At 70.4% G+C, this 16231-nt stretch carries 13 protein-coding genes; 4 read left to right on the forward strand and 9 right to left on the reverse strand.

The features are described from left to right. Positions 1–168: 168 nt before the first annotated feature. Positions 169–1041, forward strand: coding sequence for a formylglycine-generating enzyme family protein (locus tag AC1U7O_RS09590; protein WP_479894520.1), 873 nt, complete (start codon positions 169–171; stop codon positions 1039–1041). A 161-nt stretch (positions 1042–1202) separates the two neighbouring features. Further along, complete coding sequence (locus AC1U7O_RS09595) at positions 1203–2033, forward strand: uroporphyrinogen-III synthase (RefSeq protein WP_479894522.1); 831 nt, start codon at positions 1203–1205, stop codon at positions 2031–2033. A 10-nt stretch (positions 2034–2043) separates the two neighbouring features. On the opposite strand, the gene AC1U7O_RS09600 is transcribed toward AC1U7O_RS09595, so the two are convergent. From AC1U7O_RS09600 to AC1U7O_RS09610, 3 genes are all read right to left on the reverse strand, one after another. Next, positions 2044–3006, reverse strand: a complete 963-nt coding sequence (locus tag AC1U7O_RS09600) for a formylglycine-generating enzyme family protein (protein ID WP_479894523.1) — start codon at positions 3004–3006, stop codon at positions 2044–2046. Between the two features lie 37 nt (positions 3007–3043). Continuing rightward, positions 3044–3634, reverse strand: a complete 591-nt coding sequence (locus AC1U7O_RS09605) for a hypothetical protein (protein WP_479894524.1) — start codon at positions 3632–3634, stop codon at positions 3044–3046. A gap of 128 nt (positions 3635–3762) precedes the next feature. After that, a complete protein-coding gene (locus AC1U7O_RS09610; RefSeq protein ID WP_479894525.1) occupies positions 3763–4368 on the reverse strand; it encodes a YceI family protein in 606 nt (201 codons plus the stop codon). A 116-nt stretch (positions 4369–4484) separates the two neighbouring features. Here AC1U7O_RS09610 and tdh point away from each other — a divergent pair, with 116 nt between their 5' ends. Then, the gene (tdh, locus tag AC1U7O_RS09615) at positions 4485–5519 is read left to right on the forward strand and encodes an L-threonine 3-dehydrogenase (RefSeq protein ID WP_479894526.1); all 1035 of its coding nucleotides are present in this window, start codon (positions 4485–4487) and stop codon (positions 5517–5519) included. A 14-nt stretch (positions 5520–5533) separates the two neighbouring features. Here the strand turns inward: tdh and AC1U7O_RS09620 are convergent, their stop codons facing one another. The 5 genes from AC1U7O_RS09620 to AC1U7O_RS09640 all read right to left on the reverse strand — a co-directional run bounded on the left by AC1U7O_RS09620 (position 5534) and on the right by AC1U7O_RS09640 (position 13958). Further along, positions 5534–6949, reverse strand: a complete 1416-nt coding sequence (locus tag AC1U7O_RS09620; protein ID WP_479894527.1) for an efflux transporter outer membrane subunit — start codon at positions 6947–6949, stop codon at positions 5534–5536. A 1-nt stretch (position 6950) separates the two neighbouring features. Continuing rightward, entirely contained in the window at positions 6951–10130 is a 3180-nt protein-coding gene (locus AC1U7O_RS09625) for a multidrug efflux RND transporter permease subunit (RefSeq protein ID WP_479894528.1), read from the reverse strand. Continuing rightward, on the reverse strand, positions 10127–11320 hold the full coding sequence (locus AC1U7O_RS09630) for an efflux RND transporter periplasmic adaptor subunit (protein WP_479894530.1): 1194 nt from the start codon (positions 11318–11320) through the stop codon (positions 10127–10129). The genes AC1U7O_RS09625 and AC1U7O_RS09630 overlap by 4 nt, the downstream gene beginning before the upstream one ends. 8 nt (positions 11321–11328) lie before the next feature. Further along, positions 11329–11640 carry an STAS domain-containing protein gene (locus AC1U7O_RS09635; protein WP_479894531.1) on the reverse strand — a complete coding sequence of 104 codons (312 nt, stop codon included), beginning with the start codon at positions 11638–11640 and terminating at the stop codon, positions 11329–11331. Between the two features lie 239 nt (positions 11641–11879). After that, the gene (locus AC1U7O_RS09640) at positions 11880–13958 is read right to left on the reverse strand and encodes a sigma 54-interacting transcriptional regulator (protein WP_479894532.1); all 2079 of its coding nucleotides are present in this window, start codon (positions 13956–13958) and stop codon (positions 11880–11882) included. A 121-nt stretch (positions 13959–14079) separates the two neighbouring features. On the opposite strand from AC1U7O_RS09640, the gene AC1U7O_RS09645 reads away from it, so the two are divergent. Beyond that, positions 14080–15282: a glycine C-acetyltransferase gene (locus AC1U7O_RS09645; RefSeq protein WP_479894533.1), complete on the forward strand. Its 1203-nt coding sequence runs from the start codon at positions 14080–14082 to the stop codon at positions 15280–15282. A gap of 30 nt (positions 15283–15312) precedes the next feature. Here the strand turns inward: AC1U7O_RS09645 and AC1U7O_RS09650 are convergent, their stop codons facing one another. Further along, positions 15313–16137: a CBS domain-containing protein gene (locus AC1U7O_RS09650; RefSeq protein ID WP_479894534.1), complete on the reverse strand. Its 825-nt coding sequence runs from the start codon at positions 16135–16137 to the stop codon at positions 15313–15315. Between the last annotated feature and the right edge of the window lie 94 nt (positions 16138–16231).

Below are 16231 nucleotides of genomic sequence, written 5' to 3' on the forward strand. Positions count from 1 at the left end.
CGCGGCTACCGCCCGTCTCACTTGTACGGCCTCGGCCGCCGGGGCGTCAACCGGAATCTGGCGGCCTGTCCCGGCGGCTGGACGGCCCCGCCGCGCGGCTGTTCCCGCGCGGCGGGGCTGTGATAGGATCGGCCCGTCCATCCGCGAAACCGGAACCGAGGAGCCCCGATGCGCACCATCAGCCCGATCGCCCTCTCGTTGTCCCTGCTGTCCCTCCTGACGCTGCCGCCGCCCGCCCCCGCCCCCGCGGCGGCGGGCGGCCCGTCGCAGGCCGGCGAGCCCGCGCGCGTCGGCAAGGACGGCGCGCCGATGGTGTTCGTGCCCGCCGGACCCTTCCCCATGGGCGTGCCGGCCGGCGACCGGGACGGGGGCCGCGACGAGTACCCGCGCCACGAGGTGGACCTGGACGCCTTCTACATCGACCGGTACGAGGTCACGAACGGCCGGTACCTCGAGTTCGTCCGGGCGACGGGCCATCGCCCGCCGCAGCATCCGACGAATCCCTCGCGCAACCTCTGGCAGGGGGGAATGATGCCGGAGTCCGTCGCGGACCGTCCGGTCATCAACGTGGATTGGTACGACGCGGACGCCTACTGCCGCTGGGCGGGCAAGCGCCTGCCGACCGAGGCCGAGTGGGAGAAGGCGGCCAAGGGCACGGAGGATCGCCGCTTCCCCTGGGGCAACGTCGAGCCGACCCACAAGCACCTCAACTACAACCAGCAATGGCAGGGGGAGAAGACCCTCATGCCCGTCGGCAGCTACCCGGCCGGCCGGAGCCCCTACGGCGCCGACGACATGGCGGGCAACGTCTGGGAATGGGTCGCCGACTGGTATGACCCGCACTACTACGAGAAGAGCCCGGCCAAGAACCCGAAGGGGCCGGACACCGGCACGCATAAGGTGCAGCGCAGCTCCGGCTGGCAGGTGGAAACCCCGCTCGTCCGCATCTTCACGCGCGTCAAGAGCGACCCGCTGATCCGCAATGAGTCCACCGGCTTCCGCTGCGCCGCCGACGCGCGGGACGGGGAGATGAGCCATTGAAGCGTGGCTGATCGAGTCATGGGAGGATTGACGCTAATGATCCCGGCTTCAGCCCCCTCCCTCTTCCATCATCCAATGCCTCAATGCTTCAACGCCTCACTCCTTCACTCCCCCCTGCTTCCATCCCCCGATCCCTCAAGTCCGCCATGAGCGTTCCTGGTTTGAGGGGTCTGCGCGTCGCGGCCTTCGAGAGCCGGATGGCGGAGGAGATGGCCGGGCTGATCCGGCGGCACGGCGGGGAGCCCCTCGTCGCCCCGGCCCTGCGCGAGGTCCCGCTCGCGGACAACGCGGAGGCGCTCCGGTTCGGCGAGGCGCTGCTGGCGGGCCGCTGCGACCTGCTGATCCTGCTCACGGGGGTCGGCGCCCGCGCGCTGATCGAGCTGCTCGACAGCCGCCATCCGCCCGAGGCCGTCCGCGACGCGCTCCGCCGCACCGACCTCGTCGTCCGCGGTCCCAAGCCGGCCGCGGTCCTCAGGGATCTGGGGCTGACCGCCGCCGTCACCGTCCCCGAGCCCAACACCTGGCGCGATCTGCTCGCGGCGCTGGACGCCCGCGGCCCCGTCCGGGGACGCCGCGTCGCGGTCCAGGAGTACGGCGCGCCGAACCCTGAGCTGCTTGGTGGGCTCGCCGACCGCGGCGCGCTCGTCACCCGCGTGCCCGTCTATCGCTGGACCCTGCCGGAGGACACCGGCCCGTTGCTGGCGCTGCTGGGGGAAATTCTCGCAGGACGGGTGGACGTGTTGCTGGTGACCAACGCGGCGCAGGCCGACCACGTCATGGAACTCCTGGAGCGGGACCGGCGATCCGATGCGTTCCGGCGGGCGCTTGCGCGGATGGTCGTCGGCTCCATCGGGCCGACCGCCGGCGAGCGGCTCCGCCGCCACGGCTGGCCCGTGGACCTCGAGCCGAGCCATCCTCGGATGGGGACCCTCGTCAAGGAGGCGGCGGAGCGGGCGCGGGAGCTGCTGGCGGGCAAGCGCGGCTCCGGCTGACCGCGGTCACTCAGGAAGGCTCGCCCGGCGTGGAAGCCGGCGACCTCCCCGCGGAGCCGGTCGGCGTTGCCCCGTCCCCGGCCGCATCGCGGGCGCAGCGGAACCCCAGCCAGTTCATCTTCGTGTTCGGGTCCGTCCCGTTCCGCTGGGTCACGCGCACGCTGGGGGTGCTGTCGATCCACCCGCCCCCGCGGAAGGCCTTCTGCGTGCCCTGCTCCGGCCCCTTGGGGTTGCGGTCCGGCCCCTTCTTGTAATAGTCGCGGTCGTACCAATCCGCGACCCACTCGGCGACGTTGCCCGCCATCTGGAAGAGCCCGTAGGGGCTCACGCCGTTCTCGTACTTGTTCACCGAGATGATCGGCGGGTACAGCAGGAGCCGCTCGGGCCGGTCGCGGACGGGACCGGAGAGCCCCGTCCGCCCGAAGTTGGCGCGGCTGAGCCCGGCCGGCTGGTTTCCCCAGGGGTAGATCCGCCCGTCCTCGCCCCGCGCCGCCTTTTCCCACTCGGCCTCGGTCGGCAGGCGCTTGCCCGCCCAGCGGCAGTAGGCGTCGGCGTCGTACCAGGACACGTGCATGACCGGGTGCGCGGCCATCGCCTCCTGAAAGTTGCCCCCGTCGTAGCGCCAGTCCACCAGCGGCCGGCGTCCCGTGGCCAGCACGAACCGCAGGTACTGGACCGTGGTCACCTCGAACTTGTCGATCTCGTAGGCATCGAGGTACACGCGCCGCTCCGGCATCTCCGCCGGGTAGGCCTGCTTGTCCCGCTGCTTGCCGCTGCCCATGAGGAACCAGCCGGCCGGCACCCGCACCATCTCGTCCATCGCCGGCAGCTTCGCTCGTTCGGCGGCAAGCGCCTTTCCCTCGGCCGTCCACTCGACCGTGATGTCCGCCACGTCCTCGCCCCGGCCCGCCTCCCCGGCCGCGACCAGGAGCACGCCGGCCAGGATGGCCGTCCATGTCGTCCGCCGCGTCATGTGATGTCCTTCCCCCCGCACGCCGCCGTCCCTCCGTCTAGCCTCGTCGTCCGCGCGGCGCCGGCGGCCCGTCGAACTCCTCCAGCGGCTGGAAGTTCACCGGCAGCTGAAAGAGCAGGTCCGACACCGGCCGGATCTTGACGTGTTTATATTCGACCTGCCAGCTCCCGTCCTTCCTCGCCAGCTTCAAGGGGAACCGGATGTCCGTCGCCAGCCACTGGTAGTAGACGTCCGCCCCCCCGCCCCGTTCCCGGCGCACGGTCACCTCGTAGAGCGTCGTGGGGTGGCCGTCGAGCGTCTCGGTCCCGACCACCTCGCGCGACACCTCGCCCTCCAGCCGCTCGCTCACCTTCGGCGCCTGCTCCGGGTCGTAGGGGACCGTCTTGAAGTGCCGCATCCGGGACAGGAGCAGCCAGATCACCTGCTTGTCCTTCCGCACGATCGTGACGTTCACCGGCCCCGGGTCGTGGTGCTCCAGCCGCCACATGTCGTCGCGGTAGTAGATGTTCGCCTTGCGGCTGTGCCCGTTGACCTTGGTGATCTGGTCGGCCGTGAACTCCAGCGCCCAGGCGCCGGACGCGCCGAGGAGCCATGCGAGGAGCGTCACGCCGAACGGTCGCACCCTCATGGTGAATGGCTCGAACCCGACGGAGGCGGTGGGGGGCGGAGCGACCCGCTTCCCGTCGCCAGGGCTCGGCGTTCGGACCCGGACCGACGACCGAACACCGAGAACCGACGGCTCCCCCCCCGCTTCCTTCACGGTTTCGCCTTGATGGTCTCGACCTCGAGCGTGATCCGGACCTCGTCGCCGACGACCAGGCCGCCGTTGTCCAGGGTCTTGCTCCAGTTCATCCCGAAGTCCTTGCGATTGAGCGTTCCCCGCCCGGAGAACCCCGCCCGGACGTTGCCCCAGGGGTCTTTCGCCACACCGTTCAGCCGCCCGACCAGCGTGATCTCCTTCGTCACCCCCAGCAGCGTCAGGTCGCCGACGGCCGTGTACTCCCCGTCCGCCCCGCTCTTCTTGTAGTGCTTCATCCGGTAGGTCATCGTGGGGTACTTCTCGACGTTGAAGAAGTCGGGGCCGCGGAGGTGGGTGTCGCGCTTCTGGTGGTTGGTGTTCACCGACGCCGTGTTGATGGTCGCCTCGATGGCCTTCACCGTTCCGGCGTCGGGGTCCATTTCGATGAAGCCCGCGTAGTCCATGAACCGGCCGGTCGTCTTGGAGACCACCATGTGGGCGACGCTGAACTCGATCGTCGTGTGGTCCGGGTCCACGTCGTAGCGCGCCGTCTCCGCCGGCGCCAGGGCCGGCGCGACCAGAACGAGCACCGCCACGAAGCCCGCCGCCGCCGTTCGCCTCATCCTCGCCACCTCCCTCGTCAACGCCCTTCGCCCGCGGTCCGGCCCAGCCTACCGGCTCGGCCGTCGCGCGGTCAAGCCCGTGGCGCGCCCCGATCGGCTGTGCCATAATGCCCAGCATGAGGGCGCTGGTCAAAGCCGCCCCGGAGCCCGGCCTCACGCTCCGGCAGGTGCCGGACCCGGTTCCCGGCGCGGGCGAGGCCCTCGTCCGCGTGAAGGCCACCTCGCTCTGCGGCACCGACGCGCACATCTACCGCTGGGACGAGTGGGCGCGCAGCCGCGTCCGGCTTCCCCGCATCCTGGGCCACGAGCTGTGCGGCGAGGTCGTCGAGACCGGCCCCGGCGTGGCGTCCGTCCAGGTCGGCGACTATGTCGCCGCCGAATCCCACCTCACCTGCGGCGTCTGCTTTCAATGCCGCACCGGCCAGGCCCACGTCTGCCAGCGGTACCAGATCCTCGGCATCGACCGCGACGGCTCCTACGCCGAATACGTGAGCCTCCCCGAGCGCGTCCTCTGGAAGACCTCGCGCGACATCCCGCCGGAGCTGGCCTGCGTCCAGGAGCCGCTCGGCAACGCCGTGGACGCGGCGCTGGCCGAGGAGCTGGCGGGCCATTCGGTCCTGATCACCGGCTGCGGCCCGACGGGCCTGTTCGCCGCCGCCGTCGCCCGCGTGGCCGGCGCGTCCCTCTTGATCGCGACGGACGTGAGCGACCACCGCCTGGGCCTCGCCAAGCAGCTCGGCGTCCACCACACGCTGAACGTGAAGACCGACGCCCCGGAGACCGTCACCGCCGCGATCCGCGAGGCCACGGGCGGCGAGGGGGTGGACGCGGCGCTGGAGATGTCCGGCGACCCCGGCGCGCTGCACCTGGCCTTCCGGTCCGTCAAGAACGGCGGGCGCGTCACGTTGTTCGGCCTCTCCGCCGGGCCCGTCTGCTTCGACCTGCCCAACGAGATCATCTTCAAGGGTATCCGTGTCTACGGCGTCACCGGCCGGCGCCTCTTCGGCACCTGGTACCGGCTGGCCGGGCTGTTCAAGGCGGGCCTCGACATCCGGCCCGTCATCACGCACCGGCTGCCGCTGGAGGACTTCGCGACGGGGTTCGATCTCGTCTCCTCCGGCCGGTGCGGCAAGGTCGTTCTGTTCCCCTGAGCTCAGGAGGCGGCTCACCCGTTCTCGGGGCCCGCCGGCTTCGCCACGTGCCGGGCCGCGGGCCAGCCGCCGCCCAGCGCCTTGTAGAGCTGGACGATGGACACCAGATGGAGCCGGTGGGTTCCCGCCAAGGCCAGCTCCGCGTCGAACAGGTTCCGCTGGGCGATGAGCACGTCCAGGTAGTTGGCGAGCCCGCCCTTGTAGCGGAGGTTGGCCAGGTGGAGGGCCGAACGCAGGGACGCCACCTGCTCCGCCTGCGCCTCCCGCTGCTCGCGGGCCGTGCGGACCGCCACCAGCGCGTCCTCCACTTCCTTGAAGGCCACGAGGATCGTCTGCTCGTACTGGGCCAACGCCTGCTTGGCCTGCGCTTCGGCGGCCCGCTGCTGGAACCCCAGGATCTGCGCGTTGAGGATCGGCCCCGTGATCGAGGGCCCCGCCACGCCGAAATCGCCGCCCCGTGAGAGCAGCTTCGCGAGCGACGGGTCGGCCACGCCGAGGAGCCCGGTCAGGGAGAGCTTGGGGAAGCGATCCGCCTTGGCCATCCCGATCCGCGCCGTGGCCGCACCCAGCTCCTGCTCCGCCTGGACGATGTCCGGGCGGCGCTGGAGCAGCTCCGACGGCAGGCCGGGCGGCACGGTGGGCGGCATCACCTGCTCGGTGAGCGGCCGCCCACGGGGGATCGAGGCCGGGGTTCTGCCCAGCAGCACGCTGAGCTGGTTTTCCTTCTGGACCATCTGCCGCTCGAGCTCGGCGGCGCGCGCCGCGGCGTTGGCCCGTTCCGCCTCGAACTGGTCCGCGTCCAGCTTGGTGATCAGGCCCTGCCGCAGCCGCGCCCGGGCGATCCGCACCGACTCATCCCACGCCGTCAGCGTGCGCCGGGCGATCTCCAGCTGCAGGTCCAGCTGCCGGAGGTCGAAGTAGGCCTGCGCCACGTTGCTCACGAGCTCCAGGACGACGGCGCGCCGGGCCTCCTCCTTGCCCAGCAGCTCGGCGCGCCCCGCCTCGTTGGCGCGGCGGATGCGTCCCCAGATGTCGATCTCCCAGGAAAGGTTCCCCTGCAAGTAATAGTTGAAGGGGTTGGGAAACCCGGGGACCAGGAAGTCGGTGTTCCGGCCGAACGCGGGCGCGTTGACCGTGCCGTTCATCTGGGGGGCGAAGTCGGTCCGGGCGATGAGCAGCTTGGATTCGTACTCCTCGATCGTCGCCGAGGCGCGCTTCAGGTCCTTGTTCTCCGCCAGCGCGATGCGGATGAGCTTCTGCAGCTCTTCGTCGCGGAGCAGCTCCCACCAGGGCAGGTTCGCGATGGACGCCCCCTCGGCCTCCGCCATGCGGAAGGCCTCGTGCGGCGGCACGGCCGGACGGGTGTAGTCGGGTCCCACCGCGCAGGCGGCGAGGAGCGCCGACAGCCACACCAGGGCCAGGTTGCGCATGTCAGGCACCTCCTTCTCTTCCGGAGCCGCCCGGCGCGGCGGCCGACCGCAACGCCGGCGGCCCGTCGCTTCGCCGAGACAGCCGGCTGATCAGCACGAAGAACAGCGGCACGAAGAAGATGGCCAGGAACGTCGCCGAGAGCATCCCCCCGAACACGCCCGTGCCGATGGAATGCCGACTGGCCGCGCCGGCGCCGGTCGCGACCACCAACGGAACCACGCCCATGATGAAGGCCATGGAAGTCATGACGATCGGCCGGAAGCGGAGCCGGGCGGCTTCGATCGCCGCCTCGGTCGCCGGCAGGCCGGCCGCGTGGCGCTTGTTGGCGAACTCCACGATCAGGATGGCATTCTTGGCGGCGAGGCCGATGAGGGTGACCAGGCCGATCTGGAAGTAGATGTCGTTGTTCATCCCCATGAGCCAGACGGCGCTCAGCGCACCGAAGACGCCGAACGGCACGGCCAGGACCACGGCGAGCGGAACCGACCAGCTCTCGTACTGGGCGGCGAGCACCAAGAACACCATGACGAGCCCGAATACGAAGGCCAGCGCCGACTCTTTCCCCGCCCGGCGCTCCTGGTAGGAGATGCCGCTCCAGTCGATCCCGTAGCCCCGTGGGACCAACACCTCCTGCGCGATCCGGTCCAGGGCGGCCAGCGCCTGGCCGGAGCTGGTGCCCGGCGCGGCGGCCCCGAGGACCAGCGCCGTGTTGAAGCCGTTGAAGTGCGTCACCGGGTCCGGTCCGCTGGTGTATTCGGTCGTGACCACCGTGTCCAGCGGAATCATGGACGGCCCCCGGCCGTCCGGGCCGCCCAGGGCGCGCACGTAGACCTTGGAGAGGTCGCCGGGATCGGATCGGTACTGCGGCTCCGCCTCGGTCTGCACCCGGTACACGCGGCCGTACTTGATGAAGTCGTTCACGTACAGGTTGCCGAAGTAGGCCTGGAGGGTATCGAAGACCTCCGAGATCGGCACGCCCAGCGCCTTGGCCCGCTCCCGGTTCACGTTCGCGTAGAGGCGCGGCGCGCTCACCCGAAAGCCGGTGCCGATCGCCCCGATGGCCGGGTCCTGCCTGGCCTTGGCGATGAACTCTTGGACGACCGCCGCGAACGGCTTGAAGTCCCCCCCGGAAGGGTCCTGCACCTGCACGGAAAAGCCGCCCGTGGCCCCGAGCCCGCGGATGGACGGAGCGTTGAAGGCCAGGATCAACGCCTCCGGAATCTTGGCGAACTCCTTGTACGCCGCGCCGATCAGGGCCTGCACGTGCTCGTGCGGCCCCTTCCGCTCGTCCCAGTGCTTGAGCGGCAGGAACATCGTGGCGGTATTCGACCCCCTGGTGCCGAAGACGAAGTTGAGGCCGGACATCGCATCCGTCGAATGAATCGCCGGGACCGAGAGGAAATACCGCTCCACGCGGTCCAAGACCCTGTCGGTCCGCTGCTTGGACGCCCCGTCCGGGAGCTGCACGATCGTGATGAAGTAGCCCTGATCCTCGTCCGGCAGAAAGCTGGGCGGGATCACGCGGAGCAGGCCGACCGAGAGGGCCACCAGCGCACCGAACGCCGCCAGGGCGATCGCCCACCGCCTGATGACGACCGCCACGCCGGCCGTGTACCGACGCTGCGCCCGGTCGAACAGCCGGTTGAAGACGCCGAAGAAGCCCCCGCGCGGGCCGTGGGACGGCTGGAGGACCAGGGCGCAGAGGGCCGGGCTGAGCGTGAGCGCGACGAAACCCGAGATGGTCACGGCCATGGCGATGGTCATCGCGAACTGCTGGTAGAGCCGGCCGGTGATGCCGCCGAGGAAGCCCACGGGGACGAACACGGAGCAGAGCACCAGCACGATCGCGACCACCGGCGCCGCCACCTCGCCCAAGGCCTTCTTGGCGGCCTCCCTGGGCGCAAGCCCGTTCGCGAGATGGCGCTCGACGTTCTCCACGACCACGATCGCGTCGTCCACGACGATCCCGATCGCCAGGACCATCCCGAAGAGCGTGATCGTGTTGATCGAGAACCCCAGGGCGCTCATGCCGGCGAAGGTGCCGATCAGGGAGACCGGCACCGCCACGCCCGGGATCAGCGTGGCGCGCCAGCTTTGCAGAAAGAGGTACACGACCAGGATGACCACGACCATGGCCTCGCCGAGTGTCTTGACCACCTCCTGGATGGAGACCTCGATGAAGCGGGTCGTGTCGTAGGGCACGTCGTAGGAGACGCCGGGGGGAAAGGCCTTGGCCAGGTCCTTCATCTCCCGCCGGACCCGCTTCACGGTGTCCAGGGCGTTGGCGCCCGGCGACAGGAAGGTCAACAAAAACACGTTGGGCTTGCCGTTCCACCGCCCCTCGAGGGTGTAGGATTGCGCGCCCAGCTCGACCCGCGCCACGTCCTTCAAGCGGATCATCGAGCCGTTCGGGAGGGCGCGGACGATCAGCTCCTCGAAGTCCTTCACCTCCTCCAGGCGCCCGCGCGTGATGACCGGGATGGTGAGCTCGGTCCCCTGGGGGGCCGGCTCCCGGCCGACCGTGCCCGCGGGAAAGTCCCGGTTCTGGTCGCGGACGACGGCGGCGATGTCGGTCGGCGTCAGGCTGAGCTGCGCCATCCGGACCGGGTCCAGGATCAGCCGCATGCTGTAGTTCTGCTGCCCGAACACGTAGGCGTCGCCCACGCCGGGCAGCCGCTTGATGTTGTCCACGATGCGGAGGATGGCGTAGTTGGACAAATACACGGTGTCGTGCGTGGGGTCGCTGGAGCTCAGGGCCACGACCGCGAGCAGGTCGGGCGAGACCTTCTTGACGGTGATGCCCTGGCGAATCACCTCCGGCGGGAGCTGCGGCTCGGCCAGCTTCTGGCGGTTCTGCGTCTGGACCTGGGCGATGTCCACGTTCGTCCCGATCTCGAACGTGAGCTGGATCGTCATATGGCCGTCGTTGGTGCTGGTGGAACTGTAATAGAGGAGGTTGTCGATGCCCGGGAGCTGCACCTCGATGGGGCGCGCCACGGCGTCCGCGACGACTTCCGCGCTGGCGCCCGGATAGTCGGCCTCGATCTGGACGACCGGCGGCGTGATCTCCGGAAACTGGGCGATGGGCAGGGCGGAGAGAGCCACCAGCCCCACCAGGACGACGGCGATGGAGAGGACCGACGCGAAGATCGGCCGGTCGATGAAAAAGACGGGATTCACGTACCGGCCTCGGTCTTGGCAGCCGGCCCCTTGCCGTCGGCGGCCGGCGCGACGCCCTCGAACGGCACCGGCTTGACGGGCGCCCCCGGCATGATCCGATGGACGCCCTCCACGACGATCCGCTCGCCCGCCTGGAGTCCGCCCTCGATGAGCCAGCGATCCCCGTGCCAGGACGTCGCCTGGACGTCCCGGACCTCCACTTTGTCGTCCGACCCGACCACGAAGACGACCGGCCCCTTCGGCCCGAGCTGCACGGCCCGTTGCGGCACCAGGATCGCCGCGGTTCGCAGGGCACCCCGCAGGCGCACCCTGACGAACTGCCCCGGCATCAGGACGCGCTCGGGATTGGGGAACACGATCCGCGCGTCCAGCGTGCCCGTCTCCGTCCGCAGGCCTACGTCCAGGAGGTCTAATTTCCCCTCGTGCGGATAGGTGCTGCCGTCGGCGAAGGTGATGACGCCCGTCAGCGCGTAGGTCTCCGCGCCCTGCACCTTCTTCTCCGCCCGCTCCCGGCGCCGCTTCAGGAGGAAATTCTCCGGCGTGCTCACGATCACGTACATGGGGTCCACCTGATGGATCACCGTGAGCAGATCGGTCTGCGCGGAGACGAGCCTCCCCTCGTAGACCCGGGTCCGCTCGATCAACCCGTCGATGGGCGCGGTGATCAGGGTGTTGTTCAAATCGAACTGGGCCTTCACCAAGTCGGCCTTGGCCGCCTCCAGCGCCGCCTTGGCGGCGAGGTCTTCCGCCACCGCATCGTCCACGTCCTTCTGGCTGACCGCTTGCTCGGCCAGGAGCGGTTTGACCCTGGCCAGGTGCTGCGTCGCCTGGACCACCCGCGCCTCCGCCTGGGCGATCTTGGCCCTGGCGTTGGCCACCGCCGCCTGGAACGGAACCGGGTCGATCTGGTAGAGCCGGTCGCCCTTCCTGACGTCGCGCCCCTCGGCGAAGTAGCGCTCCTTGATGATCCCCGTCACCTGCGAGCGGATCTCGACCGGCCGGGAGGACTCCGTCTGCCCGATCAGCTCCGGCTCGTCGGGTACCGTCTGGGTCGCCACGGTCAGCACCCGGACCTCCGGGAGCGCCGGGGCGGGAGTGGAGGCCGCTTCCTGCTTGCAGGCGACCGCCCCCCCACCCGCCAGGGCGGCCAGCAACAGCAGGGCGTGACGTCTTCCGCCATGGGGAGCCATGACCGTCCTCATCGCGTCCGCTTCCCCTGTGGCGGTGGGGAGTCGGAGGAGCCGGCGCGCGAGATCTCCTCCACGATGCACCGGGTCAGGCAGCCGGCGGCCTGAAGCTTCACCCCCTGTCGCCACATCCTGGTCAACAACGCCTTGCCGGCTTCGTCTATGAACGTGACCCCCGTGAGGTCCACCAGGATGCGCCCTTGGTCGGGCTCGGCGAGAGCCCGCCAACTGCGATCCAGCTCCGCCACCCAGGGACCGGTCAGCCGGCCCTCGACCTCCAACATCGTGGTCCGGGATTCTCTGTGAGTCGTGATCTTCAGCATCCGGTGCCCATGCCTCCTCCTCGCCGACGCCTCACGGACCGTCTCTTCGCGAGACCGAGAGGGCAAGTGCCGTTCCACGACACGGCCGGCGGCGAGACGGCGGGAGAAGTCATTGAAACGACGGCGGAGTCCCCCCTGCGGCTGCGCCGATGTGTCGCCGCAGAGAGGAAGGCTGCCGAGGGGGCGGCGCCGACATGCCGGCACGCTGCCGACATATCGGCGTCCGGGCCGGGGGGAGGCTAGCGATGCGGCCGACGGATGCCGAGCTTCTGCATGCGGGATTGCAGCGTCGTGCGTTTCATGCCGAGACGCGCGGCGGCGCCGGCGGGGCCGCCGATGACCCATTCGGCTTCGGCAAGGGCGCGCAGAATGTGCTCCCGCTCCGCCGCTTCCAGCGTGGCGACGGGCTGCGTCTCGTCCCGGGCCGGAGCTTTCAGTTCGGCCAGCGGGACGCGCAATTCCGCGCCGGGGGAGAGGATCACCGCGCGCTCGATCAGGTTTTCGAGCTCGCGAACGTTCCCCGGCCAGTGGTAGCGCGTCAGGGCGGTCATGGCGTCGGAGGGGATGCTCTCGATGCGCCGGTTCATCCGCCGGGCGAACTTTTGCGCGAAGTACCGCACGAGCAGGGGAATGTCCTCCCGGCGCCCGCGGAGCGGCGGGACCGTCAGCGGGAAGACGTTGAGCCGATAGTAGAGGTCGTCGCGGAACTGCCGATCCGCGACCATCCGGACCAGGTTCCGGTTGGTCGCCGCGATCAAGCGGACATCAACCCGGATCGTCCTCGTGCCGCCCAGCCGCTCGAACTCCTGCTCCTGCAAGACCCGCAGCAGCTTGGACTGCAGCTCGAGCGGAATGTCCCCGACCTCGTCCAAAAAGAGCGTTCCGCCGTCGGCCAGCTCGAAGCGGCCGAGCTTCTGCGCGATGGCCCCGGTGAAGGCGCCCTTCTCGTGGCCGAACAGCTCGCTCTCCAACAGACCGGTCGGGATGGCCGCGCAGTTTATCTTCACGAACGTCCGGTCGCGCCGGCCGCTCCGGTTGTGGATGGCCCGGGCGATGAGCTCCTTGCCGGTGCCGGTTTCCCCGAGGATCAGCACGGTGGAATCGGTGCGCGCGACGATCTCGGCCTGCTTCAAGACCTCTCGAAGGGCCGCGCTGTCGCCGACGATCTCCTCGAAGTTGTACTCGCCCTGGATTTCCCCCTCGAGGTAGAGCTTCTCCTTGCTCAATTTGTCCTTCAAGTCGGCGATCTCTTGAAAGGCCAGCGCGTTCTCGATCGCGATCGCGATCTGGGTGGCGACCTGGACCAACAGGTCCACGTCCTCCGGAGCGAAGGCCTCGGCGCGGAGGCTGGCGATGTTCAGCGTGCCGAGGGGACGCTCGCGCGACCGCAGGGGCACGCAGCAGACGGACTTGATCCCTTCGGCGATCAGAAGGTGGACGAACCCGGAGGAGAAATTCCGGAGCTCGACCTCGCCGACGACGCAGGGCTTGCCCGAGCGGAGCGCGTCGCCGGCCGGCGTGCCGTCGACCGGACCGACCATCCCTTCGGACACCAGCCCCCTGCTCACGGGAAAATCCAGGGCGTAGAGACGGAACCGGTCGTGCTCGGCCTCGTAGAGGGCCAGGCTGGTGTAGTCGTTGGGCAGCACGTCCCGCAGGCAGGCCGTGGTGGCGGCGAAGACCTCGCGAAGATTCAATCGGGAGACCAGGGCGTTGTTGATCTTCAGGAGCAGGCGCAGCCGATCCCGCTCGCGCGTCAGGAGTCGCTGGGCGGCCTGGGCCCGCTCATGGTTCAGCACGTTGCCGACGGCCACGGCCACCTGGCTGGCCACGCGCTGCAGGAACGCCACGTCGGCCTCCCCGTAGGCACCCTTCTGCAGGCTCCCGAAGCCCATGGCGCCGAGCCGCCGGACGGCCGTGGTCAGGGGGACCAGGCACAGGGCCCGGATGCCGTCCTCCCGCGCCCGCCGGATCATCTCCGGCCAGCGATCTTCCTCCGCCAGGTCCGAGATGAGCAGCGGCTGCTGCGTCCGCCACACCAGACCGGAGGGGGTCTCCTCGACCGGCTCTTCGTGGCCGCCGACGATGTCGGCCGGCACGTTCGCCTGCAGGGTGTGCAGCCGCATCACGTGGCGCTCCGGGTCGTGCAGGGACAGGCCCACGAAATTGACGTTCACGACCCGCGGCAGCCGCCGGGCGAGGTCCCGAAACAACTCGTGCAGGTCCCGGTGGGCGGCGACGGCCTCCGACACCTCCAAGAGGGTGCAATACCGCGTGAGTTCGGGTTCTGCACGGGGCTGCGTCGGCCGCTCCGCCATGGGCGTTAGTATGGCCTGCGCTCCCCCCCATTGCAACCGAGGCCGGGTCGGCGTGGCGCAACCCGCCGGCCTGGACCGCGCGTCCTATTGATCGCCCCGTGGTTCTCTGCCACAATCCGCCATGGCCTACCATTCCTTCAAGCAGGCGGTCGAGGCGCAGCTCGAGGAGATCCGCAAGGCGGGGCTCTACAAGACCGAGCGTCAGATCCTCGGACCCCAGGGCGCCCTGATCCGCGTCGCCCGGCCCCACGGCCCCGCGGAGGTCCTGAACCTCTGCGCGAACAACTACCTGGGGCTCGCGAACCACCCCGACCTCGTGCAGGCCGCGGCCGAGGGACTCAAGCAGCACGGCTACGGCATGGCCTCCGTCCGCTTCATCTGCGGGACGCAGGACCTGCACAAGCGGCTGGAGCAGGCCCTTTCGACCTTCCTGGGCACGGGCGACACGATCCTCTACGGCTCCTGCTTCGACGCGAACGGCGGCCTGTTCGAGACGCTGCTCGACGAGCGGGACGCGGTCATCAGCGACGCGCTCAACCACGCGAGCCTGATCGACGGCATCCGCCTGTGCAAGGCCACGCGCGTCCGCTACGCGCACGCGGACATGGGCGAGCTGGAGGCGGCGCTCAAGGAGACGGCGGGCAGGCGGCTGCGGCTGATCGCGACGGACGGGGTCTTCTCGATGGACGGCGACCTCGCGCCGCTGGACCGCATCGTGGAGCTGGCCGAGCGCTACGACGCGGCGGTGGTCGTGGACGACAGCCACGCGACCGGCGTGCTGGGCAAGTCCGGCCGCGGCACGCCCGACCACTTCGGGGTGGCGGACCGCGTGGACCTGATCACGAGCACGCTCGGCAAGGCGCTGGGCGGGGCGGCCGGCGGGTTCACGTCGGGACGGGCGGAGATCGTCGAGCTGCTGCGGCAGCGGTCGCGGCCGTACCTCTTCTCGAACGCGCTCCCGCCGCCGGTGGCGGCCGCGGCCCTCCAGGCCGTCAAGCTCGTCGCGCAGGGGGAGGCCCTGCGGGCGACGCTGGCGGAGAACAGCGCCTTCTTCCGCGCCCAGCTCGCCAGCCTGGGGTTCCGGCTCGTGCCGGGCGCGCACCCGATCATCCCCGTCCTGCTCGGGGACGCGGCCCTGGCCACGCGGATGGCCGACCGGCTGCTCCAGGAGGGCATCTACGTGATCGGCTTCAGTTACCCGGTGGTCCCGAAGGGGCAGGCGCGCATCCGCGTGCAGATGTCCGCCGCCCATACCCGCGCCCAGCTCGACCGCGCGGTGGCCGCCTTCGCGAAGGTCGGCCGGCAGTTGGGAGTCATCGGCTAGTCCGGCCGGCCGGTCGCCTCCCGCCGGCGCTCACCGGGCGCGCCCACCCTGCCCGCCGCGCGCCCGTTCCTGCCGCAATCGCTCGAGATAGCGCACCCGCTCGTCGTCCTTCGGCTCGTAGGAAGAGGGGCGGTAGCCGGCGATCACCCCTCCCAGATAGTCCGCGGTGAGGGCCGCCCCCGCCCCGAGCAGCGAGAGCAGCAACACGAGCAAGACGAAGCCCCGGTTCCGGCTGAGCCAACTGCGGATCGCGTAGAGGAACCGGAGGCCGCGCCGCCGCTTGACCATCGGGACGACGGAGGAACGGCGGGCCACCCGCCCCATCGGCGGCACCGGACCCCGCTCCTCCCGGGCGGACCCCGACGGCAGGTCCGGGGCGGCGGCGGCCAACTCCGCCCAGACAGCATCGGCCGCCGCCGCACGCGCGGCTCCCTGCGCCGCCAGGACCCGCGCGAGGTCGTCCACGCCGACGAGCTTGAGCCGGAGCAGGTCGTCCAGGGTGAGCAGGGTGAAGAGTCGCCCCTGGTCGTCCAGGACGGGAAGCTGGCGGATGCCGCGGGCGACCATCACGTCCACCGCGTCCGGCAGGGTATCGGTGAGCGACGCCGTGATCAGGGGCGTGCTCATGACGGCCCCGACGTCGACCGCGGCCGCATCGGCGCCCGAGGCGGTCACCCGGCACAGCAGGTCGCCGCGGGTGACGAGCCCGACGGGCTCCAGGCCGTCCACGACCACGACGGCGCGCACGCCGCGCGCCGCCATGAGCCTGGCCACGTCCTTGACCGAGACCTCGCGCGGCGCGGTGTGCACCGTCGAGGACAGGGACGACTCCCGCGTCCGCTCCGCGGCCTCCATCGGGCCCTCCCCTCCGTCCTGGGACGGATCCCGGGACCATGGGCGCCCTCGGCCCATGCCGGGGCGGGTTCAGTATAGCGGAGGCCCGGCGTCC

The sequence above is a fragment of the Candidatus Nitrospira neuquenensis genome (assembly GCF_979578155.1).

What these genes read in the sequence shown, in the direction of transcription:
- AC1U7O_RS09590 (WP_479894520.1), top strand. Translation starts at nt 169, where the DNA reads ATGCGCACCATCAGCCCGATCGCCCTCTCGTTGTCCCTGCTGTCCCTC.
- AC1U7O_RS09630 (WP_479894530.1), bottom strand. Translation starts at nt 11,320, where the DNA reads ATGGCTCCCCATGGCGGAAGACGTCACGCCCTGCTGTTGCTGGCCGCC.
- AC1U7O_RS09650 (WP_479894534.1), bottom strand. Translation starts at nt 16,137, where the DNA reads ATGGAGGCCGCGGAGCGGACGCGGGAGTCGTCCCTGTCCTCGACGGTG.
- AC1U7O_RS09600 (WP_479894523.1), bottom strand. Translation starts at nt 3,006, where the DNA reads ATGACGCGGCGGACGACATGGACGGCCATCCTGGCCGGCGTGCTCCTG.
- AC1U7O_RS09640 (WP_479894532.1), bottom strand. Translation starts at nt 13,958, where the DNA reads ATGGCGGAGCGGCCGACGCAGCCCCGTGCAGAACCCGAACTCACGCGG.
- AC1U7O_RS09645 (WP_479894533.1), top strand. Translation starts at nt 14,080, where the DNA reads ATGGCCTACCATTCCTTCAAGCAGGCGGTCGAGGCGCAGCTCGAGGAG.
- AC1U7O_RS09605 (WP_479894524.1), bottom strand. Translation starts at nt 3,634, where the DNA reads ATGAGGGTGCGACCGTTCGGCGTGACGCTCCTCGCATGGCTCCTCGGC.
- tdh (WP_479894526.1), top strand. Translation starts at nt 4,485, where the DNA reads ATGAGGGCGCTGGTCAAAGCCGCCCCGGAGCCCGGCCTCACGCTCCGG.
- AC1U7O_RS09610 (WP_479894525.1), bottom strand. Translation starts at nt 4,368, where the DNA reads ATGAGGCGAACGGCGGCGGCGGGCTTCGTGGCGGTGCTCGTTCTGGTC.
- AC1U7O_RS09620 (WP_479894527.1), bottom strand. Translation starts at nt 6,949, where the DNA reads ATGCGCAACCTGGCCCTGGTGTGGCTGTCGGCGCTCCTCGCCGCCTGC.
- AC1U7O_RS09635 (WP_479894531.1), bottom strand. Translation starts at nt 11,640, where the DNA reads ATGCTGAAGATCACGACTCACAGAGAATCCCGGACCACGATGTTGGAG.